Origin of the sequence: Paenibacillus sp. 2KB_20 (genome assembly GCF_052115765.1) — a bacterium.
GTDB lineage: Bacteria > Bacillota > Bacilli > Paenibacillales > Paenibacillaceae > Paenibacillus_AQ.
In genome coordinates this window covers 337,571-360,406 of sequence record NZ_JBFRHH010000006.1, presented here as the reverse complement: position 1 = coordinate 360,406, position 22,836 = coordinate 337,571, and the positions used below count along the sequence as shown (strand labels likewise).

At 44.7% G+C, this 22,836-nt stretch carries 15 protein-coding genes; all 15 read right to left on the bottom strand.

The window, feature by feature from the left end; genetic code table 11:
• Window positions 1-164: 164 nt before the first annotated feature.
• Window positions 165-1,166 carry an NADP-dependent oxidoreductase gene (locus AB4124_RS18365; RefSeq protein ID WP_441973763.1) on the bottom strand — a complete coding sequence of 334 codons (1,002 nt, stop codon included), beginning with the start codon at window positions 1,164-1,166 and terminating at the stop codon, window positions 165-167.
• Window positions 1,167-1,262: 96 nt separating this feature from the next.
• A complete protein-coding gene (locus tag AB4124_RS18360; RefSeq protein WP_430107783.1) occupies window positions 1,263-1,586 on the bottom strand; it encodes an ArsR/SmtB family transcription factor in 324 nt (107 codons plus the stop codon).
• 297 nt (window positions 1,587-1,883) lie between these two features.
• The gene (locus tag AB4124_RS18355; RefSeq protein ID WP_441973762.1) at window positions 1,884-2,300 is read right to left on the bottom strand and encodes a hypothetical protein; all 417 of its coding nucleotides are present in this window, start codon (window positions 2,298-2,300) and stop codon (window positions 1,884-1,886) included.
• Window positions 2,301-2,313: 13 nt separating this feature from the next.
• Window positions 2,314-4,374: a beta-galactosidase gene (locus AB4124_RS18350; RefSeq protein WP_441973761.1), complete on the bottom strand. Its 2,061-nt coding sequence runs from the start codon at window positions 4,372-4,374 to the stop codon at window positions 2,314-2,316.
• A 24-nt stretch (window positions 4,375-4,398) separates the two neighbouring features.
• Entirely contained in the window at window positions 4,399-6,216 is a 1,818-nt protein-coding gene (locus AB4124_RS18345; RefSeq protein ID WP_441973759.1) for an FAD-dependent oxidoreductase, read from the bottom strand.
• 27 nt (window positions 6,217-6,243) lie between these two features.
• A complete protein-coding gene (locus AB4124_RS18340; RefSeq protein WP_441973758.1) occupies window positions 6,244-7,752 on the bottom strand; it encodes an extracellular solute-binding protein in 1,509 nt (502 codons plus the stop codon).
• Window positions 7,753-7,800: 48 nt separating this feature from the next.
• On the bottom strand, window positions 7,801-8,661 hold the full coding sequence (locus AB4124_RS18335; RefSeq protein ID WP_441973757.1) for a carbohydrate ABC transporter permease: 861 nt from the start codon (window positions 8,659-8,661) through the stop codon (window positions 7,801-7,803).
• Complete coding sequence (locus AB4124_RS18330) at window positions 8,655-9,545, bottom strand: ABC transporter permease (protein ID WP_430107798.1); 891 nt, start codon at window positions 9,543-9,545, stop codon at window positions 8,655-8,657. Before AB4124_RS18330 ends, AB4124_RS18335 begins: the two co-directional genes overlap by 7 nt.
• A 265-nt stretch (window positions 9,546-9,810) precedes the next feature.
• Window positions 9,811-11,283 carry a response regulator transcription factor gene (locus tag AB4124_RS18325; protein WP_441973756.1) on the bottom strand — a complete coding sequence of 491 codons (1,473 nt, stop codon included), beginning with the start codon at window positions 11,281-11,283 and terminating at the stop codon, window positions 9,811-9,813.
• Entirely contained in the window at window positions 11,271-13,046 is a 1,776-nt protein-coding gene (locus AB4124_RS18320) for a histidine kinase (protein ID WP_441973755.1), read from the bottom strand. The genes AB4124_RS18325 and AB4124_RS18320 overlap by 13 nt, the downstream gene beginning before the upstream one ends.
• Window positions 13,047-13,597: 551 nt before the next feature.
• Window positions 13,598-16,249: a right-handed parallel beta-helix repeat-containing protein gene (locus AB4124_RS18315; protein WP_441973835.1), complete on the bottom strand. Its 2,652-nt coding sequence runs from the start codon at window positions 16,247-16,249 to the stop codon at window positions 13,598-13,600.
• 97 nt (window positions 16,250-16,346) lie between these two features.
• Window positions 16,347-17,429: a hypothetical protein gene (locus tag AB4124_RS18310; RefSeq protein ID WP_441973754.1), complete on the bottom strand. Its 1,083-nt coding sequence runs from the start codon at window positions 17,427-17,429 to the stop codon at window positions 16,347-16,349.
• Window positions 17,430-17,596: 167 nt separating this feature from the next.
• Window positions 17,597-19,276: a hypothetical protein gene (locus tag AB4124_RS18305; RefSeq protein ID WP_441973753.1), complete on the bottom strand. Its 1,680-nt coding sequence runs from the start codon at window positions 19,274-19,276 to the stop codon at window positions 17,597-17,599.
• A 105-nt stretch (window positions 19,277-19,381) separates the two neighbouring features.
• Window positions 19,382-21,007: a response regulator transcription factor gene (locus AB4124_RS18300; RefSeq protein WP_430107809.1), complete on the bottom strand. Its 1,626-nt coding sequence runs from the start codon at window positions 21,005-21,007 to the stop codon at window positions 19,382-19,384.
• Window positions 21,004-22,746, bottom strand: a complete 1,743-nt coding sequence (locus tag AB4124_RS18295; RefSeq protein ID WP_441973752.1) for a sensor histidine kinase — start codon at window positions 22,744-22,746, stop codon at window positions 21,004-21,006. Before AB4124_RS18295 ends, AB4124_RS18300 begins: the two co-directional genes overlap by 4 nt.
• Window positions 22,747-22,836 lie beyond the last annotated feature (90 nt).

The following is a 22,836-nucleotide window of genomic DNA, read 5'->3' as shown; positions in this document are numbered from 1 at the left end:
GTCCCTCGACATCAAAAAACAAACCATCATTGTATTTCTTGAATGATGGTTTGTCTCGGCCAACCCTGATTATTTATTCCAGAACTCACTTTTCATTAATACCTACATTTTCTCGAATCATAGATGGTTAACATGTTCGTATACATAGCGACAAAGCATAGGAGTTACTTTATTCTAATGACTACCTTTCCTTTTGCACTTCCGCCTTGCAGGTACGAGAATGCTTGCGCAGTTTCTTCCAAATGATACACTTTATCGATAACTGGCTTAATTTGGCCACCTTCAATATACTCTTGTAAAACCTTTAATTGTGCTCCACTCGATTTCATAAAAAGAAAATGATATCTTGTATGGTACTTCTTCTCAAGCGATGCGATCTTACGGCTCGCGATGGACAAAATGGCTGTTTTCATCCAACACAACTTTGCTTCTTTTCCAAATCTTGCGTTTGGCAAGCCAGAGATGGAAACGATTTGCCCGCCTGGCTTCAGGACACGGAACGATTTTTCCAGTGCCGCTCCTCCTAGCGTAACAAAAACAGCGTCATATCCAGTAAGCACTTCTTCAAAATTCTCTTTTTTATAATTTATGATCAGATCGGCGCCCATTGATTTGACCAGAGCATACCCTTTTTCGCTTGCTGTTGTTGCAACAAAAGCTCCCATCAATTTGGCCAGTTGAATGGCAAACGTCCCCACGCCTCCTGAACCAGCATGAATCAGAATTTTTTGACCCTTTTGGAGATGCAAAAAATCGGTAAAGGCTTGGTAAGTCGTAAGTCCGACCAGTGGAATAGATGCAGATTCTTCAAAGCTTAGATTTTGCGGCTTTAACCAAATATCTTCTTCATGTACAGCAATGTATTCCGCCAATGTACCGATACGGCTCTTGCGCGGTCTGCCATAAACTTCATCACCAGGTTTAAATGCACTCACCCGTTCGCCAACCTTAACGATAATGCCGGAGAAATCATTGCCTAAGATTAGAGGGAACTTGTAACTCAACAGGAGTTTTACTTTCCCTTCCTTAATTTTATAATCGATTGGATTTAAGCTGGCTGCATGAATTTCCACTAACACATCATGTTCTCCGATATGAGGCACTGGTTGTTCTGTCAACACTAAGGGAACATTTTTACCGTATTTCTCAATGGTTATAGCCTTCATTTATATCACTCCCATTATGATTATTGGTTTAAACAAATAAACTAATAGAGCGAAAACAATCTACTCTACAGTAATTCCATTTTAAGTCTTTTGTAGTCACTGAGGCCAAGTGCACTCTGCTTCAATGGCAGTAATCAAGGTTTTGAGTTGTTCGAGCGGTTTGCGGACAGTCAATATATAATAGTTTTCTACGCCCTTTTTCTCGGATTGGATAAAACCAGACTGTTTCAGCACCTTCAAATGATGGGAGACAGCCGGTCTAGATAAGCTGATGTGGCCTGCTATCGCATTAACATTAAGTCCCGATTTGTTTTGTGCTAGCACCATAATAATAGCTTGACGGTTTTCATCGGTCAGTACTTCCAACAGTGGGATGGACTCTTTGAATTGTTGCAGAACTTGCTCGGTTCTTTGGCTCATGCGATCCATCCTTTCCGTTGATTTGTTTAATCACTTAAACATAATTATAATTATCTGCTAAATAAAATCAAGCGTAAGATAAGATTGACTGTCCTTATGACCGTTAGCTAAATGAAATTGCATGGAATCATAGTTAGATATTTATCTAATCGGTAATCGGAACATGTTTTGTCCTTTACGGTAATCGGTACAAGTTCTTGTCCTTGACTCGGGACAAGAACTTGTACCAATAAAACAAAAAAGCCGCTAAAATAGCGACTTTCATCGGGACCATGTTCTAGTCCTTCCACATTATTTCTATCTTCTTACATTTTCTCGATACAGAGCAATACGGCCGGCAACTCTTTTCGCCCATTCTACGATTTGTTCTTTGGAAAGAAGTGATTCACGAAGGACCTCCTGCATTGACCACACGCGTGACTGAATAATTCGTGTAAATAAGCTACCCAAGTAGAGTAAATGTTCATATACTCTTGTAGTGGACACAGCCTGCGAATAAACCTTCACAAAATAGTCTTCGATCAATGCCTCAACGTCTGCGTAATAATCCGTATGGATCGCAATCTCAAGCTGTTTCTCAAATTCGGAATCGAAATAGATCGGCAGCTCACTGTTATTCACGTCCAGGTAAGGAATAAAAATTTCACTTCCATAAATGGCCTCTCCTGTAGTGCACGGCATGCCCGGTGATACGACAGAGAAAGATTTTTCCATGAAATTGGCAGCCTTAACGGCTGACCGACCTCCACATCACGCGGAATCCGTAAGCGGGCAGTCGAATATGTTCCCCCACCGACTTCCCTTCCCAATCGAAAAGAGGCTCCTTACACGTCACCAGTTGCTCATGATCTGTAAAATTGTGCAGGAAAATATAGTCGGTCATGCCATCGCTACGCACTGCAACATTAACGCCTTCTCCCCATTCCCCTTGCAATGCACTTTTCAGACCACACCTGGAGGCTATTGTTGCATAGAAGTCGTCTAAGAACGCAGACTCGGACCGCGCTGCTATATAATAAACCTCTCCACTTCCAAATCGATTAACTGTAAGTGCGGGACGTCCCCGATAGAAATCGTCACCGTACTCCGCAAGCACTTCAGCCGTCTCGGCATGAATCAAATCACACAACAGAGACACCTTATACACTCCATTCAAACCTTCCAATCCACCGTCCTTCATGATGAGCGAGTTGTAATCCTCAGGATATAGAGAATCAATCTCTTCCGCACATACCCCGGCAAGCTTACGAAGAGGGCCTGGGAACCCGCCAAGGAAGCAAAGATCATGCTCGTCAACAATCCCACTCCAATATGTCAGCACAAGCGTACCCCCTCGGCTGACGAACTTTTCGAGACGCTCTGCTGTTCCCGGCTTCAACATATACAGCATGGGAGCTACCACGAGCTTATAATCATCCATAGAACGATCCATCGAAATGACATCAACCGGAATGCCCCGCTTCCAGAACGGTTCATAATGACGCAGCACCTCACCGTCATATCCAAGATTCGGATTGCGTGGACCGTCCGCGCCTTCTACCGCCCATTTGTTCTCTGTATCATAAAGCAACCCGATTGCGGCCGGAACCGTCGTTCCTGCAACAGGACCCATTCGCTCTAGGGTAGCACCCAGTTCTGCCACGTCTCTGAATACTCGGGTATTCTCATGCCCTCCGTGATCGACGACAGCACCGTGAAACTTCTCAGAGCCTCCGCGGCTCTTTCGCCACTGAAAATATTGCACGGAATCCGAACCGTGAGCTATTGCCTGGATGGAGGAAAGGCTGTGTGCTCCAGGACGCTTCAGCTTGCTGACCATCTGCCAATTAGCAACACTAGGTGTGCTTTCCATTAATAGAAACGGTTTTCCATTCTTGAATGAACGGTAACGGTCATGCACAAATGCGTTATGGCAAGCCGTCTGCCAGTCCGGCTGTGGGCTATGCCAACTCGGATAGCTGTCCCATGAAACGATATCAACATGCTCCGCCATTTGTTCATAATTGATATTGCATCCACCCAGAAAATTAGTGGTCACCGGTACATTTGGCGAAAATTGCCGTAAAGGTTCGATCTCTTCTTTCATAAACTCAATACTCTGTTCAGTGACGAACCGGTTCCAGTCGAGCTTCAAACCATGTAGCTTGTTTTCCCCGATCGGCGATGGAGATTCAATCTCTTCCCATTCGGAATAAGTGTGACTCCAGAAAGTGGTGTACCACCGCTCGTTCAAACGTTCCAAATTATTGTCGTATTTCCTTCGTAACCAGATGCGAAATGCTTCCTGACACAAGTCACAATGACATTCACCGTTATATTCATTGGAAATGTGCCATAGAAGCAGACCAGGATGCTGGCCGTATCGTTCCGCGAGCAGTGTATTAATATGCCTGATTTTCTCACGATATACCGGCGATGTATAGCAATGATTATGCCGATGACCGTACAAATTCCGTATACGATCTGGTCTGACTCGTAGCACCTCCGGATATATCCGGGCAAGCCAGGCCGGGCGGGCTCCGCTTGGCGTGCCCAATATGATGCGTATGCCGCCGTTATATAGTTTGTCTATGATTTCATCCATCCAGCCGAATTCGTATTGTCCTTCAATTGGTTCCAGTTTGGACCACGAGAACATTCCGATGGCTATAACATTGCAGCTTGCAAGGCGCATGAGCCGTATATCCTCGTCCCAGACTCCCGGTGCATGAATCCATTGCTCCGGATTATAGTCCGCACCGTGAAGCAAACCCTCTACTCCCTTGAAAAGCCCTTGTTGCCCTGACATTCTTGACGTTCACTCCTTTAGCGATTAATAACATCCAATCTCGAAAACCCTGGCATGATCCAGACCGTTAGTTGCGATTACTTCAAGACGAAGGCGATTTACCTGCTTAAGATCAACTTGGCAGGTTATTAGCCGTTGATAGTTATCACATACATATAGCACCTCTTGGCCATCTTCCTTTGATTCCGCACTATAGACTATGATCCGAAAATCTTTCAAGGTCTCCGGCTGGGGTCCCCAAACAAGCTGTTTGTACAAATGATCTTCATGTGTTAGCGTCAATCTTCGATGCATGCCGGTATCGAGCACGACGACAATCTCGCGCAGCGATATCGGCGTCGTCCACTCCAGTTCGATCCAGGGGCTATCGTCGTCAGGTTGCGACATCCAGCGATGAGTGCCCTTTTCTGCCAAATCCGGCCGGATACCTCTCGGTCCGTGCATGGAACGTGTGTGGCGATTGAGGACAAAGGATGCCGCACCTTCCGGCTGTTCCGAAGAAGCGCGGACAACAGCGCTCTTCGCCAAATTTCCGTTAGCGGCAATACCGGGAAGATATGCATCCTGACGGATCAACCGCTGCTGCGTTCGCGAAATGATTTCTCGGTCATGAACAGCCTGTTCCAGGGGCAGACCCTCCTTCACCGCAACAGCCGCAAAAGTACCAGCCCCTTGACCCATTACACCGCAGGTAGCCATCACCCTCGTGCTCGAAAAAGCAATATGGGTAGCCGAAATGTTGCGCCCCGCAAACATCAGATTGTCCACATTAGCGCTTACCAGTGCCCTTAATGGGATACCATAGACATAGTTGGTGTGAGGCTGTCTGGCAGGGTCGCGATCTGCCGCATCAATGCCTTGCGGTGGATGCGTATCCATCGGCCACCCTCCGAATGCTATCACATCCTCAAAGTGTACTGCTTCTTCCAAATCCGATTGAGTTAAAACGTGTTGTCCGATAAATCTGCGTGATTCCCGCTTTCCAGGCACAAATCCGAACCAGTCGAGTGCCCAATTCTCGGACTCCGGATGTTGTCCGCTGTTCTTGATATGATCCCAAACACCAAGCATGATGGCAAGCAATTCGTCGCGTATGGTCTCATTATCGGCGATCGTATCCATTGTACCTCCGAATTCCACCCACCAATAACCGTACTCCCAGGAGGAATGCCCCCTGAATTTCAAATCCTCTTCCGAGAAATGCCTCGTCCAGGAGGGCGGAAGAAATTTCATCGGCTTCCCCATATCTCTGGTAGTGAATAGGAGGGAGGAGCCCAACCGATACGTGTCTGCCTCTTCTCCTGCAAGAGATTCTTCGTATTGGTTCGAGGCTTCCCTTCCCGTGACATAGAAAGCCCCTGCTTCTTTACCTAGACGTCCGTCGCCAGTGCAATCAATAAAGATATTCGCAAAAATTTCAAAGCGATGCTCTGTGCTCTCCCTGGCAGCTATTACCGACACAATACGGTTGGCGCTCTTGTTGGCATCGATCACCGTCGTGTTTAACATTAGCGTCAGGTTCGGCTCCGCTCTGCATTTCTCATATAAAATCAGGTCGAACATGGAGGCACTGCGTTGCGGATTCCGAATAGCGCACTCCAGCAAGATTTCTTCGACAATGCCGCCTTCTCTGGCTTCCGTCTCTAAAGTCTTTCCACGTTTGGAATGTGCCGCACCAACAATATGCATGCGGATTTCTGAAGATGCATTCCCCCCAAGCACCGACCGTTCCTGACAGAGGATCACTTTTGCACCGTTTCGTGCGGCTGCTAGGGCCGCAACAACACCGGCCATGCCTCCTCCAGCAATTAGTACTTCAGTGCGCACCTGTTCTATGACCACAACTAAACACACCTTCCTTTGTTGGTATTACTGACTGTATCCAAGTTTTGCAAGCTGTTCAAATGCAGATTCTTTATATAGTTTATAGTTAAAAGTAGAATCCAACGTCTTCAAGAAGTCGTTATATTCTGAAATCGGACGCTTATTGTAGATGAACTTGATAAATTCCTCCGTGATATAACGGTCCGAGTCCGCCTTATTAAAACCGTCTGGAGGAACAATAAACCCATCCAAGGCTTCAATAAATTCCCTTCGGAATGTTTCTTCAATATACTGCACCTGATTTGGAAATTTCACTTTCAAATATTCTAGATTCGGACGTCCTGTAAATTGATACAAGAAGGTGTAGTTCGTCTCTTGTTGTCCCAGATCTGTGATCGTGATTTTGCCGTCCGTTTCAGTAAAGTGTGTGTCTTTGATCCCGAATTGAACAAGATGCGCTCCCTCTCCGGTTGAAACATAGTTCAACATTTCAATGATCTTTTTCAGCTTTTCCGGATCTTTCCCTACATTTTTGGAGATAGCAAACATTTCCGAGGGCGCTCCAATATCAGAGTGTCCATCATAGGCAACACCGGTAGGACCTGCTACAGGATTAAGTGCAATCCAATCTGCTTGGGGGTTGGCATTTTTCCAAATAGCAACTTTATCATCTTTCATAATGTTGGTCCAATCGGTATATATCACACCCGCTTTTCCCTGAGACGCTTTTTCGAAAAGCTGGGAGACAGTATTACTCATCACATCTGGATCTACGACACCAGAGGATATGTACTGTTTGATCAGTTCTAATGCATCCTTCATTTCGGGCTGATCCAGCACATTGATAGCCTTTCCATCCCGCGAAATAAATTGAGCTCCGCCGTTAGTCAGACCATAAGCACCGAATAACGCATTGAATGCGGTCAGATCATTGCCTGTGAAGCCATAAGTATCTTTCTTTTTGTTACCGTCAGGATCATTTTCAGTAAACGCCTTCAACACCTTCAGTAGCTCATCCGTAGTTGTTGGCACCTTCAGTCCCAGATTGTCCAACCAATCTTTTCTAATCCACAATATTCCGGCTGGTTTTCTCGCAATGGGTTTCGGAAGAGAATACTGCTTGCCATCTATCAATCCCAGTTTGATCGTATCTGCATCTACCAACTCTTTATAACCGGATAATTGATCCATATATGGTGTCATATCCAGCAGAACACCCATTTTTGAATATTTGCGAAGTTCCTCGCTACCCAACATGAACATATCCGGAAAGTCACCACTTGCTATACGAGTCCCAAGCTGAGTAGCATAGTCTGCACTTCCCAAAGTAAGGGTTATATCAGTATCGAGTGCTTCATCCAAAGCTTTTTTCACGAAATCATTTTGAGGTGGATTCGTCCCATAATTGTTCGCCATAATTTCAATTTTGACTGGTTCTCCCACGTTATTGTTTCCAGGTTCAGTGTTTGTAGATTTCGATCCGCATCCAGCTATTGCCAACATGGAGATAACCAATAGGACGACTACAAACCGTTTCATTGTTTTGCGTTTCATTCTAATTCCCACCTTCAATAAATAATTATTTTAGTTGTTATCCCTGTGTTAACCCTTGATGGCTCCGATCATCATCCCTTTTGTTAAATGCTTCTGTATAAACGGATAGACAAGAATAATCGGTAGACTTGCAATAACAACAGCGGCCATCTGCAAGGTCATCGTGGGCATGATCGCCTCAGCAACCATCTCTGTAGATTGGCTCATTGTCAGCATATTTCTAACCACGACTTGCAATGGATGCAGTTCACGATTGGTGATATATATGATGGCCGAAAAAAACGTGTTCCATTGTGCAACCATGTAAAACAAGCCGATCGTCATAAGAGAAGGAATAGACAACGGAATTGCGATTTTCCATAGAATGCGGAATTCCCGTGCTCCGTCGATTCGGGCAGATTCGAACAGTTCCTCTGGCAAACTTTCAAAGAAGGTTTTCATAATCAACATATTGAAAGTGGCCAATGTATTCGGGACAATCATTGCCCAAATTGTATTGGTTAATCCGAGATCTTTAACCACGAGATAAGTTGGTATAAGACCGCCGCTAAACAGCATAGTGAATACAATAAAGAGCAAAATCGGCGTTCTTCCCGGAAGATTCTTGCGGCTGAGCGGGTATGCGCCTAGCAGCGTAAGCAATAGGCTAAGTGCCGTGCCTAATACTGTAATCACTACGCTGACCCCCATCGATTTAGGAAGCGTTCGCTCAATAAGCAGACTACGATAGGCATCAAAGGTCAGTTTCTGCGGAATCACCTGAAAACCGCCGTTCTTAATCACTTCACTATACGGCGTCAGGGAGACGGATACGACATACAGGATCGGAAACAGACAAGAGACCGCAACGATCGCCAATAGTACATAAACAATCGAGTTAAAAAAACGGTCATTGGTTCCTTTTACCATATCCCCCCTCCTCCCCAGCGTTTGGCTAATTGGTTCGAACCAAGCACTAATCCGAAGCCGATGACGGATTTGAACAAGCCGACGGCAGTGGCCAGACTGAAATTGATTTGTTCCACACCTGTTCGATACACCCAGGTATCGATAATGTCGGCAACTGGAAGCACCCGGACATTGTAGAAGATAAAGATTTGGTCAAAACCCGCATCCAGTATTCCACCAAGCCGAAGAATTAGCAGTAAAATGAATACATTGCGGATACCTGGAAGCGTGATATGCCAGATGCAGCGCAGCCTGCTAGCCCCATCTACTCTGGAAGCCTCATACAAGGTAGGATCGATGCCGCTCATGGTGGCCAAGTAGATAATCGCCCCCCAACCCATATCCTTCCATATATCCGTGGTCACCAGCACACTCCGGAACCAGCTTTCTGAATTCAAGAAGGGAATAGCCTGGCCTCCACCCTCAACGATCCACCGATTAAACAAACCTGAGGATTCTGACAACAGTGCAATTGCAATGCCGTAAATAATGACATATGACAGAAAATGTGGCATGTAGCTGATCGTTTGCACCCAGCGCTTTACCCAAACGATCCGGCATTCAAAGAATAGAATGGCCAAGATGATCGGCGGCACTATACCAAAAATCAATTTATACAAACTGATCAGCAAGGTATTGGTCAGGAGCTGAGAGAAGTAAGGCGAATTAAAAAAGTACTTAAAATGGGTATACCACGGATCTGCCCATGGGCTCTTTAACACTCCTTCCACCAGATTATAATCCTTGAAAGCAATGACCACTCCATACATTGGTACATACTTGAAGATGATGTACCAAACCAAACATGGTAGCAGCATAAGGTAAAAAACTTTTTGCTGCCACATCTTGTAGAGTAACCTAGTCTTTGGGGGTCTGATAGCGTTCATAGACTGTTCTAATCCCCGTTGCATGATATCAATTCCTTTCCGTTTCTTTAGTATCATCTTAGCTACTTCATAAGAGAAACATAAGGAACAGTTTTCACATAACGAATGAACACTTTTCTGTTCCTGCAACAAAAAGGCGGATTTCAGAGAACGTTCTTTGAAATCCGCCTTATGAAATATAAAAAGCGCAAGTAGCGAGTTAGAGATAAAGGAGTATATCAATTCATTTATTCCGGAAATCATTCGGTGTAACTCCGGTCCAACGTTTGAAAATCCGGAAGAAATAATTGTCATTGGCAAAGCCAACCTTCTTCCCTATTTCACTCACTGTCAAATTAGTCTGACGCAAATAGAACTCTGCCTGCTTCACTCTGACGCTTTGTACAAAGCGGATGGGAGACTCCCCGATTTTCTTTTTGAACAAACCGCTCAAATACTGCTCGTCCATGTGAGTCAATGCAGCCATTTCTTTTAGCGTAATATTCTGGTTATAGTGATGATAGATATAGTCCAATAGCCTGTTAATCTCGGGGTGATCGGAACGGATCCGGTTTATTCGATGTGAGGAGGTCAAATACTTCTGAAGCGTTTCGTTCAGTATGTTCAACAACTCAGCATGTTTGGGGGATGAAATCAATTTATCGATATCTTGGGGTTCCTGCTGTGAAATACGGGCGAATGCTTCATTTAGTCGTAATGCTGTTGCTTTGACGCTAGGAACTGAGAAACCTTCGTTTTCCATAGCATTCCACACTCTCTTTACTATTCGAAGACAGTCTGCAGAGCGAAACTGTTCGAAGGCTCGAAGTATCTCGCTTTCTTCCTCCCAAGATATTTTTGCAATATGAAGTCGATTGCAGGATGGAAAGCTGGCTGTTGACGGGCTATACCAATCTTGTTCCAAACACTGTATCCCTTCTTTCCATGCTTTAACCAAATCCTGATTCAGGTCTGTGGAATCATCCAGCCAGAGGGTTCGATGAAATTGGCATGACGCTGCTACCTCACTTATCCAATCCGCTTTTTGATCGCTCCAGATCAAGATCGTGACAATCCCCAATCGAGTGAAGGAGGAAATAAGCCAACGAGATGTCTTGTTCTCCATGAGTTTATTTCGTACTCTACACTCTACCTCCTCCAGATCCTGTAGCAAGACACACACTGTTACTGTAGAAAAGTACCGCTGCCAAACCGGGTGGAAGCCTCTACCGCCAAGTGTACTTAGCGGCCCTTCTGCTTCCTCAAGCAGCTGTTTCCATCCCGCTTGGAGCCAATACTTGCACGTCTCGGATGCCTTTTCCAGCTGGAATACTTGTTCTTCCTCCAACTCGCGTCTAATTTTTTGCAAGATGCGGTGCATATCATCTTCAGACATAGACAATTTCAGGATATAATCGGACGCCCCCCCGACAAGTGCTTGCCGGACATATTCGAATTCATTCATACAGGTAAGCATAACGAATCTTATTTTGCGACCTCCCTCCCGAACGGCTTGCAACAACTCAATTCCGTTCATGAAGGGCATTCGAATATCCGTGATGACCAGATCCGGCTCCTGTTCTTCAATCAGCTTCATGGCCTCTACCCCATTTGAAGCTTCTCCAATTACTACGAAGTCTTCTTGCTCCCACTGTACGGCATCCCGAATTTCTTCACGTACAAAAATCTCATCCTCCACCAACACTACTCTCCACATGGTACTCCCTCCCTACTTTTATAGGGGACCGATAGTAAAAATGGAATTTTAATCTGTACACGTGTACCTTCCTTCAAGTCCATCAAATTCAAGCCAGTTTGATCTCCAAATAACAATCTTAGTCGCTCCCTTAAATTATTGAGCCCGATCCCCCCACGCCTGGTGCTGTCTTTATGCTGCTTAGCATACTCGAGTCCCACCCCATTGTCTTCTACTTCAAGGAACAGCTCATCTCCTCGTGGATAGACGCGGATCGTAATAATGCCCTTTCCCTCCTTTGTATGAACCAAGCCATGGTAAATAGCGTTTTCAATCAACGGCTGCAACATCATTTTAGGAACCAGGGCAAAATTTAGTCGTTCTTCTTCAATTTCAACAATGGTTTGAAAGCTATGCTGATAACGGAACGACTGAATGTACAGATAAGCCTTTGCAATATTCAGTTCGCTGCGTAAATGAACCAGATCTGCCTCCATATCCAGTGACGTCTCCAAAATTATGCCAAGCGACTTGCTGATTTCAACCGTTCCCTCATCACCGTGCTTGCGGGCATTCCACTTCATCGTATTTAATGTATTTAGAAGAAAGTGCGGGTTCATTTGGGAAATCAGCATCTGATATTGGATTGCCTGCTTCTGCTTCTCTTCCTGTTTCAAATTGGCGATCATCATTTCGATTTCATCTACCATTTTATTGAATGACTGGGCTAACTCCAGAAATTCACCCTCATGCTTATCTTCAGTAATACGATATCTGAGGTTCTGACGAACCATTTCAGACATTTTTCTGCTTAATTGCTTAAGAGGCTGCGTTAAATTGCTAAGCAAAACATAGGTAAGCACAATAAACAAAATGGTAATGGAGAGTATCATAATAAGCGATCTATGTTCTTCGCTTCGAATATCACCTAAAAACATATCAAGCGGAAAGCGGCTAACAATATACCACCCGCTCGATGGCAGATACGTGCTGTTGAACAAAATTGAATTTTTTTCATCCAAATACCCATTGCTCTGACCCTGTTCTCCGACTACTTGAGTCCGTATTTCATAAGGGATCCGATAGTTGCTGTTTGTTCCGGTAATAAGTTCACCCTCAGTATTCACAATGTAATAGTTGCTTCTAGTCCATGCCAGTTTCACTTCTGATTTCAGCCATTCTTCAATATCAAGGCTAATCGCTAAAAAGTATTCTTCTCCTTCATCATTTTGTTTAACGTCACACAACGAATAAAAACGCTTACTTGACGATGCATTGGAAAAAAGCGACCCGCCCTCATGAAGCCTCCAATTCAGAGTCGAATTCTCCTCACACATATAAATATCTCTAAATTCATCCAGTTTAAGTCGATGGGATGGTTCAGGAAAAGATAAATAATAATTTCCGCTCGTATCTAGTAAAATATAATTCAGAAACTGACTGTTCATATTTTGCTGTTTTATCTGTGATACGAAGTTCTGTATTCCTATCTCCCGCTCTTCTTTACTGTGATGTTCCGGGTTCTCAAGAAACCGCTCCATCTCAGAATTTTGATCAAGTTGAATCATGTTTTTCAATGCACCAATACTTACCTTGTTGAAGTCGTCCTTTACATTGATCAATTGATCACGGTTTAAATGGCTGACTTGTTCCTCGATCACTTCCCTCGTTTTATGGAAATAGGTAATCTGAATTAGTGCATAGGGTACCAGTATAAGCAGAACAAAAGTAATAAATAGCTTATACCGTAGTGATTTGGGTTTCATTCTCCTTAACACCTTCATTCTTCTGCCTCCAGTCACAAAGGAAAAACTAACTTTTTCCAAACCATTTCACTGTTCACAATCCTTCCGTATGTTTAGTTGTTACTATCTTCTTCACATTCGTTCGCCACTCCAAAACTTAGTTAATCGTATTCTAAGAAAGAACAGAAGGCTAGTGCCATTTTGGTTTCGTTTTCAAGGTCATACTGTACATACTACTTCCTAATAAACTGAGTGAAAAAATAGAATTTATAATTAAGAATGAGGTCGTGTGATGTTTAACGTGCGCGATGGTTTTTTCCGAAACCTACTCCTCTCAGTAGGATTTCCCGCCTTCGCCATTCACCAACCTCGTCCCTTTTGATCTGACAAACCCGGCAACTTCGCATTCATATTCGGCTTGTATATTTGTTCATGCATTTTCACTTCAACTTCCGGTTTCTTTGATAATAAGCTCCTATGTATTCATATTGACAACTTAAACAATTAACAGGGGCTGCCCCAAAGACCATAGCCTTTAGGAACAGCCCCCGGATTACCTATCCATTTTGCTGCTTCACCCTTAATCATCTTCAGTGCGTTGAGAAGGATATCCGCGACCCCTCAACTGAAATAGCGTTCACTGGGATCGTATCTCCGCCGCCTACGATATGGAAATAATCAAAATTCGCCACAAGTCCCGTCCCTGCACATACGATCAGGCCGATTTTCGGTTCTTCCAGATCAGCGGACTGAGGCTCTCCTACCTGGGTATAATTAATTCCATCTGCCGAGTAATACCCGGCGTAAGTATTTCCCCGCTTTGCAAGGCGCAGATAGGATACTGCTGAATCAATCGTATCCGGAACCTCAACATGGTTTCGGACCCCATCAATTTTGACGTCAAACTGGAATTTATTTCCTTCCCCGTACAATCGTGTCATCCGGATATATGTGTTATCGTCCACATACGCAGCCAAGCCGCCCTGCGACCATCTACTAGTCGGTTTGCCATCCAGCTTTGTTTCGATAGCCCAGTCACCCGAAGGGGCTCCTGTGAGCAGAATGTTCTTCGCATCACCGGTGCTGCCCGAAATATCGCCTTGTTCGCTAACAATTCTCATATATCCTGATTTGGCACTAAGCGACCAATTCGCCTGATTTTCCCGGACCCATCGCCACTGCTCGTTCAATTGGGTTGAGTTAAACTCGTCATTCGAGCCTTCTGGATACTCAACCGGAGGTTCCCCCTGACCCGGCGCTGCGCTGTACTGGATCAATTCCAGGTCATCGAAATATACATCGCCGCTTCCGCCAGCTTTGTACAAATAAATGACCGCACTTGTGTTGGTACTCCCGGTTGTAAAGGTAAGCTCCTTCCGGGTATAACCGGTTGAACTCACATGGACATCTTTAAGAGCTCCACCATAGTTCTTCACACCGATTACCGCACTGCCACCACCGACACTTTTGCCCCATCCGTACACTTTGTACATGGTATTCGGATATAATCCGCCGACAATCTGCTCCGCGCCCGTGGTACTTCCCGTCAGCTTGACTGCATAGTCCCCGGAATGGGGGTCATTGCTTTCAATACTGATTCCGTTATAATGGGTCGGCCAATCGGTGAAGTCACCCGTTTCAAATCCAGGGTTTTTCAGCAGATTCTCCTCAGAAGGCGCCTCCGGAAGCGGGGGCAGATTGTTGGGATCCAATCCCGGACCCTGGTAAGCTCCAATTTTTGGAGAGACATCAGCCGGAACCGGATTACCGAAGTAATCGCGCCCTCCGTTGTTCTCGATCAGCTTGCCTGCTCCGATCGCCGGCGAGGTATTCAACAGTTGGTACCCAACCAGCGTATCCTTACCTATGCCGCCTGAACCGGGGGATGCCAACTGCGGGTCTTCAGTAATCTTATGGGGATCTGCGGGTTCGCTGCTCGGATGAGATCCATAGAACAAGTTATTCTCAAACACATTGTTCGTACTTCCGGCAAAATTGTAACCTCCGGAACCAAGATTATAGATGATATTATTATAGAAGTACGTATTCTGGGCATAACCGCCCCAATCCAAGTAATCCACTACCTTCGTATTAGAGGTTTTGGGTAGATAGACAGTGTTGTTGTAGATATAAGTGGTGTTCGGCGTTCCGCTGAAATTAAACACGGCTCCGCTGTCATTCTGGCTGATATTGTACCGAATGACCGAATTACGATTGAAGTTAGTGGCATTCGTTCCGTTGTTAACCACTAGGAAGCCGCCACCGGCATTGTGATGGCTATAGTTATATTGGATAATGGTCCCATCGCTGTTGTAATCAGCATCATAAGCCATGGCGTCCCCGCCCGGAGCTGTATTATAAACCTCATTAAACTGTATTACATTGTCTTTGGCCGAAAAGACCCACAACGGCACATGATAGCCGCTGGCGCGCACGTGCGTATCATGGACCACATTATTTTCAATCAAGCCATTCGTTGTATTCAACAATAAGGCACCGTCTGCCGCTACATCATAAATGAGGCTATTGCTTACTTTGAAACCCGACGAATATTTTGTTTGTGCCCCGTTCAAATAGATGCCTACACTGTCGAGGGAATAGATTTTGCAATTATTGACCACTACGTCCGATACGTGATAGTCCCACGTCTTTCCCCAGACGATGATCCCGCCATTATGAACATAATCCGTGTCGGTAGTTCCCTTCACATTATGAATGTCCAAATTTTCAAAGAGAAAGTGCTTGTACACCCTCGGATTCGTCCAGGTGCCGCTGCTGCCGTCCACATGAATGCCTCTGCGGACCGCCTTCGCCTCTGCGTCATTGGTAATTTCCAGATTGCGGACTTCCCATTGCTCCTGATTGTAGAAATAGACCGCCGCCTCGGCTCCTGCTCCGGCGATTAGAGGTTTGCTGCCTTCACCGTACTTGTCAATCTGGATTGGGCTGCCCTCGACACCCGAACCTTTAGGGGAGAGCGTACCGGTCCATACGCCGCCTGCCTTAAACAGAATCACATCGCCTGGCTGGAATTCAGTAGCATTTACTTTGTTCAGCGTCTTCCAAGCTGATCCCGGAGCGGTACCGGTGTTGACGTCATCTCCCTCCTCCGAATCCACATAATACACATTCCCACTTTCTGCTGCTTGAACAACAGTCGGTTCGTTCATCGGCATGAAGCATGAGACCATGATAGCCACAGCCACAAACAAACTGAAAAACCTGTACGACTTCTTCTTCATCAACTTCAATTCCCTCCTCGGTAATTGTTATTTATCTTAAATGCGGCCAAGATCATCTTCAATGAGGTAACCGCTTTCAAGATCACCTTGAACAGGATTACAACTCAATATGGTAGTACTGGTTATCCATCACTTTGACTTGAGCATCGGCGGTGAGCCGATGAATAAACTCGGTATAGGCCGTGTCTATATAACTGTTCAAAACAAGCTCTCTGTTTTCTTCGTAGCTTTTATAATCGCGTGCTTCTCTCCCCGTAATCCTGACTAGGCCATATTCACCTTGCACAGGTTCATCTATCACCGTACTGATCTTCCCGGTCTTCAAATCTCCTTGTAGAAGGGAATAAAGAACAGGCTGGGATTTAAAATAGGTACTGGCCGTCTTATCGTTCAATTCTGCTTCTGTATAACGAATCAAGGATCCTTCGTGACTGATCTGAAGGACTTTCGCTGCTTCAAACATCTCCATTCCTTGCTCCAAGAGCAATTGTGCGGACTCCATCAGGTTAGCCGCCGTCTGCTTTTGCTCGCGAGTCGTGTCACTGCTACCATCCTTGTAGGAAACGGATATTTTTTCGAATCGGACAATGTCCTCATCAATAAGAATTTCATCTTTAACCATCTCATAATGCTGCTGTAGCTTTTTATCCGTTGGTTTTAGTTCATTCTCAGCCAGTTTGTCTTTCAACTCGTTCCGCAAATTACTTAAGTAGTAACTCATAAATGTATTTTCATCCAATTGGACAGGTCCATATACTGGAATATGCGACTTGACTGCAGCCAATCTTCGCTTATTTTCTTTATCCATTTCCTGCATGAGATCATCGTAGCCCGTTCCCCGAATCAGACCTTTGCTTTTAGCAAGTTCCAGCTCTACTTTAACTTTAGCAAGTTCCTCCAGAGCACGCTGCTTTAATATAGCTACAGGTTTCTCCCCATCGAAATCAGTCTTCCAGAAATCCTTGCTATAATCCGCGCCATAGGTCCGGTGGAAGTAGTCGATAACAGAAGCCCTATGTCGTTCCAATTCCCGCTTAAATTCCATCACCGTAACCGGGCTACCGTTTACCTCTGCAACAAACTCCTCTTCCGTCAATGCGCTGGTGCATAATGAGTAGATGGAAACACTGACAATGAACACGATCGTCAGAACAGCAATCACCAACAGTTTCTGCCTCAATATCATCCCCCCTCAACGATCTATGTACAGCGCTTACAAAATCTAATTTCACAATATTAAAATCCTTAGGCAGGAAAGGATTATCGTTAAAATACCAATTGGCCACTAGCGATCAACTCCCTTCGCTGCCTACTCTCTTATGCAGTACACAGAACTATATCCTTAAGTTATTGTGATTGGAACCATTCATTCGCTTCTTTTGTGACTTGTTCGCCGCCAATTTTATACCATTCATTGACAAAATTATCGAATTCGTTCAACGGCTTTTTACCATAGATGATGCCTAGGAACGTCTCGCCTTCTAATTTGGCCAGAATGCCGTTTTTGGATTGCATCGTTTTTGTAGGAGAACCTGTGAACGCGTTTGGGATATACGTATTGTCATTCCAACCATTATCTACGATTTCAGCCGCTTTCAAGTGATTAGGTGACGACGTCCTCTTAGTTCTCTCCTCTTCTACATTGCTCGGTTCCTCTCCACGGCTCATTTTCGCCAATCTTTTCAGATTAGTGAAGGGATTCTTTGGTTCCATCAGTAAGTATTTGGCCGGTCCCACCTTTCCACCCGGGATATCGTTTTCATCCACAGAGATGGTTTTATCCGCTTTGATGGTATAGTCATAATCTTGATACCATCCATTTTCAAACTCGCTTCCTACCTTCCCCTTTTCAAAAATACGGTTCAGGTAGAGGAACAGCGCGTCGGTGTGTTTAAAATCCTTCTTGACAATCATCCCTCCTCGAAGGAAGTTCGTATCTCGGGCAGCCGCTTTACCGTTTAGTGTAGGCAGCGGATAAGGATTCATTGTTGCACCTGGCACATTCTTCTCCAGGTCCGGGGTCGGCCAGCCAGCCATCCAATAAGGCGCAACGACAATGCCCACCCTTCCCTGTCCGATCAACTCTGCCAGTTTGTTTTCGTCATGCAGACCTGCTTCTTTCGAGATATAACCTTTTTCATACCAGGCTTTCAACCTAGCCAGGCCTTCTTTCATTTCCGGTAGCGTTGAGCCGTGAACTAATTTTCCATCCTTTTCAAGCCACTGGTTAGGAACGGTTCCTGAAGGCCCAAACACCCAGGTGCTCTCTCCAAGCCAACCACCGAAGACGTAAGGGTTGGAACCACCGGCTCCAAGACTAACTCCAAGAGGAATCATATTATCGGATCCGCCCGGTTTCTTATCCAGAATGGCTTGCATAAGAGCTTCCAATTCTTCTACGGTTGCTGGGGCTTTCATGTCCAATTCATCAAGCCAATCCTGCCTGATCCACATAACGCCGTTATCATTCCCGGCGTGGGCAAAGTTGGGAAACGCCATTTTTTTGCCGTCAAATGTAACCTGACTCCACATTAACGGATGGGAGCTATAAATGTCCTTGATGGTCTGAGAAGCATATTTATCATAATCTTCCGAGATATCCTTATACTTACCGGACTGAATCAGTTCGTTAAGCAAAGTCATATCTTCGGTCATCAGCACGTCAGGCAAATCTTCGTTTGATGTCAGCATTAACCTCATTTTCGTGGCGAATTGATCGCCAGGCACCTGCCATAAATATTTAATATTGATTCCCAGTTGCTCACGAGCCCATTGGGTGTGCACATTATTCTCCACTGTCTCCCCATTCTTGAACTTCATGGTGGTGTCCGTCGCTTTTACTGTTGTAATTGTTACAGGTGTATCGAATTTGTAAGTCCCTTTTTGAATCGCTTCAGCATTGGAATCCTCCGATTCCCTGTTAGTTGGTGACGGTTCCGCCTCGCTAACTGTATTGTTGTTTCCGGAACAAGCTGTTACAAAGGTGATCATCATAATCAACGAAAGCGAAAGAAATTTTCTAATCATGTTTTTAACCTGAATCCCCTTTCGGTAAAGTAAGTTGCAATTTCATCTTATTACAGCGCTTACAACCGAGTAAGAGACAAAGTTTTAAGATGATATACGAAGATCTTAAGATTTCGTCTGGTATCGGTCTCTATATTCCTGCGGGGAGACTCCATAATAGTTTTTGAATAACTTGCTGAAGTAAGGAGGGTTCTGGAACCCCAACTGGCTTGCCAGTTCATAAATCTTGATATTCGTAGTCCGAAGTAGTAATCCTGACTTTTCCATACGGTACCTCATAATGAAGTCACTGAGGTTCTCTTTCATTTCCTGTTTATACAGCGATGACAAATACACTGGGTGAAGATTGACATGATCGGCAATCGTCTGCAACGATATATCCTCGGCATTCCGATTTTCAATAAAGCGGTGAATTTTTATGATCAGTTGGTTTTTGGTGTGATTAAATTCGCGAATGCTTCCGAGTTCAAGACTTTCCAACATCTTCTCGCCCCATTCCATGACCCGGCCAGATTGGCTTAACTTCCGGGGGTCCGCCGCCATGTCCGCATCTCGTTCCGATACTTCCATCAGTGTCTTGCTTTGCAAGTGGGCAATATACAGAAAGGAATTCGTCAAAGAACAGACAATTTCCAGCATATGCTCTTCGGTATCCAACCTCTTGTCCTTCATTTCCTCAAATATGTCTCTTAGTTTTGCACGAGCATCCTCCCATCGTCCGGCTTCCAGCAGTTGTTGAAAGCTGGGTGGAGTGTATAAGGAATGAAGCGTGTTGGATAGGGAATGAGACTCTTGGGCGCCGATAATGATTCCGCGTTCGCTTCGGGGCAATTTCCGGAAGGTGTTCAAGGATTTGCGGTATCGTTCGGCAACATCCTCAGGAAATTGGCTGCTCTCACTGATTAGAATGGAGACTCGTCCCTTAAGAAATCCGGAAACTTTGGATTGCAACTCTTGTGCCGCCTTTTCCAAGGATTTATCATTTAAACGCTCACCGGAGCCTGAAAGAGCGCCAATTTTGGGCTGAACCAAAAAACACAAATATCCAAAGGGATCCTTGCTTGACCACACATAATAATCCGCATCCAGTATCTCAGAGACGATATTATGGACGGCAAATTCATACAACAAGGAGTCTTCTTTGGACTCTTTGAAAGTTCCGTCCATCCTCAGCATCAGCAAAGCACACTCCCTGCCCAATTCAAACGGCAACATATACTCGCTCATTCTCTCGGCTAACATGGAAGAAGGTAATACTGTACCTGTTAAAAGATCAGTAAGTAGATTCGATCTTAATAAGGGCATATGAGCAAGAAGGGTCTGTCTGGCCCGTTCGAGTGAACCAATCTCTTCCCATTTCTGCTCTATGAGACATTTAACACGGGCAACTTCATTCATCAACTCTTCATCCTTGATAGGCTTTAGCAGGTAATTTACCGTACCGTATCGGATGGCATCCCTGGCATACTCGAACTCCCCATATCCTGACAGCAGAATACATTTGGTCCTCGGATAATAATCCTGTATATGTTTGCATAGCTGAAGCCCGTCCATTCCCGGCATCCGAATATCCGTAACGACGATATCGATGGATATTTGCTTCAGAATTTCCACTGCCTCCAATCCGGACGCAGCCTGAAATACATATTCGACACCGATACGTTCCCAATCATTGGCTACCATACTTTTCAACAATACCGGCTCATCGTCGGCTAATAGAAGACTTATCATACGTTCTCTCCTTCCGAATCCTGCTCTCTTTTCCAACGAAGCATCACGCATAACCCCGACAACCGTTCCGAAGATTTCATGATGATCCCCGCATCTTGCCCATAACGATGCATTAACCTCTGGTGAACATTCCAAAGACCGCATCCTGTTTTGTTGTTCATAGGCTGATCCAGACGTAACGTGGATTCTTGGATCTCCTGCTTCGTCATTCCTTCACCGCTATCCTCAATGAGCAAAATGTTCCATCCTACTTCTCTGTAGCCGGTAATCAAGACGGTTCCATGTCCTGTTTTCGGTTCAATTCCATGCACAATGGCATTTTCCACGACGGGCTGTACTACTAACCTCATTACCGGTTCATTCAACATTTCTTGCGGAATATTAATTTGGTACTCCAAACGTTCCAGCCGATACGAGTAGATCTTGAGATAATGGGTAACCAACTCTACTTCTTCTTTCAATAATGGCATTTGATTTTCGACTCGTGTTATATAGCGGTAATAGCCACCCAGATGATAAGCCATATCTTTAATGGTTTCCGTGAGGCCAACCTTCGCACATCCTGCAATAAAGAACAGGCAATTGTACAAAAAATGAGGATTGATCTGGGACTGCAACTGCTTGAGGGTGGCAAGCCGTGATCGATTTTGTTCTTCATATACATTTTGAATCAAATGTTGAATTCTCGTTCCCATATCATTAAAGCGCTGCATCATGTAATCGAATTCATTATTGAATCGCTGATCGATCCGGAAGGAATAGTTTCCCATTTCAAAATGCTTCAATCCTTTCATGATCATCGCCACCGGCTTTTGCACATTCAAATAAAGCACATATGACGCGGCAAACCCAAGAAGGATCAACAATCCCATACTGTAATAAAACAAATTTCTGCTTTTGATAATCGGTTCGTGAAACATGTGGGTTGGGACGTAATCAATCAAAAAAGCATCCAGCTCCGGAAGATACGCGTAACTTAGAAAAATTTTCTGGCCATTAAATTGCACGTTTTTATGCCCGCTTCCGCTTAATCCTTGGTTTAGCAGATCCGCACCGAATCTTTCATGTTCCTCATCATTAGAATCCGTGTTTGAGAATGCCCTGCCGTCTGCCGTCAGTAAAAAGCAGAATCCTGGACTTTCCAATTTGTAATGCTGCAACATTTTACGGATATTATCCAACCCGAAGCGGATTTCAAAGATCGCATTGATCGATTGGGAATCGAATTTCGATAAGAACGGATCCCACAAAAATAGCTGGTAGTAAGCGGTACTCCGAGAGTCTCCCGGATGAAATCGCCATTTTCCGTTACTGGCTTCATCCAGGATTTTTTGATCATAACTTTCACTCAGATCCGTCGAAACCCTGGTTTGGATAGTCGGCAAGTATACGGACAGGTGATTGGACCAATTACTTGAAAGGCTTTGCAGATTCAGCTTTTCCTTAACATGTGTCTGAAAATCCAGCATCCGGTAATAGTCTTTAGTTAGAATACTAAGTTGCAGATTCAAGATAGATGAATCCTGTACCAAGACGCTGGAAGATAGAGAAAGCCGTTCGATATTCGCTTCGATCTGATTCTTCAGAAACATGAGCTGGCTATCATTGTAATCCGTCATCTGTGTATTTATGACCTGGATACTGGCTCTGCTAAAGTAGGTGTACAGAAGGATAGCCGGAATCAGCAGAATGAGAATAACCCCTATCATTTTAAGGTATATCGGCTTGTGCCGTTTCATTAAACAACCCCCTTAATATTTTGACAGCGACCTTAAATATGTATTCTATACAATAAAATCCTTCCAGAATAGAATATATTTAGTCGTTAA

Coding starts and splice junctions, on each gene's coding strand:
- AB4124_RS18325 (WP_441973756.1), bottom strand. CDS start 11,283: ATGTGGAGAGTAGTGTTGGTGGAGGATGAGATTTTTGTACGTGAAGAA.
- AB4124_RS18355 (WP_441973762.1), bottom strand. CDS start 2,300: ATGGAAAAATCTTTCTCTGTCGTATCACCGGGCATGCCGTGCACTACA.
- AB4124_RS18315 (WP_441973835.1), bottom strand. CDS start 16,249: ATGAAGAAGAAGTCGTACAGGTTTTTCAGTTTGTTTGTGGCTGTGGCT.
- AB4124_RS18335 (WP_441973757.1), bottom strand. CDS start 8,661: ATGGTAAAAGGAACCAATGACCGTTTTTTTAACTCGATTGTTTATGTA.
- AB4124_RS18295 (WP_441973752.1), bottom strand. CDS start 22,746: ATGAAACGGCACAAGCCGATATACCTTAAAATGATAGGGGTTATTCTC.
- AB4124_RS18360 (WP_430107783.1), bottom strand. CDS start 1,586: ATGAGCCAAAGAACCGAGCAAGTTCTGCAACAATTCAAAGAGTCCATC.
- AB4124_RS18365 (WP_441973763.1), bottom strand. CDS start 1,166: ATGAAGGCTATAACCATTGAGAAATACGGTAAAAATGTTCCCTTAGTG.
- AB4124_RS18305 (WP_441973753.1), bottom strand. CDS start 19,276: ATGATTAGAAAATTTCTTTCGCTTTCGTTGATTATGATGATCACCTTT.
- AB4124_RS18320 (WP_441973755.1), bottom strand. CDS start 13,046: ATGAAGGTGTTAAGGAGAATGAAACCCAAATCACTACGGTATAAGCTA.
- AB4124_RS18300 (WP_430107809.1), bottom strand. CDS start 21,007: ATGATAAGTCTTCTATTAGCCGACGATGAGCCGGTATTGTTGAAAAGT.
- AB4124_RS18350 (WP_441973761.1), bottom strand. CDS start 4,374: ATGTCAGGGCAACAAGGGCTTTTCAAGGGAGTAGAGGGTTTGCTTCAC.
- AB4124_RS18340 (WP_441973758.1), bottom strand. CDS start 7,752: ATGAAACGCAAAACAATGAAACGGTTTGTAGTCGTCCTATTGGTTATC.
- AB4124_RS18330 (WP_430107798.1), bottom strand. CDS start 9,545: ATGTGGCAGCAAAAAGTTTTTTACCTTATGCTGCTACCATGTTTGGTT.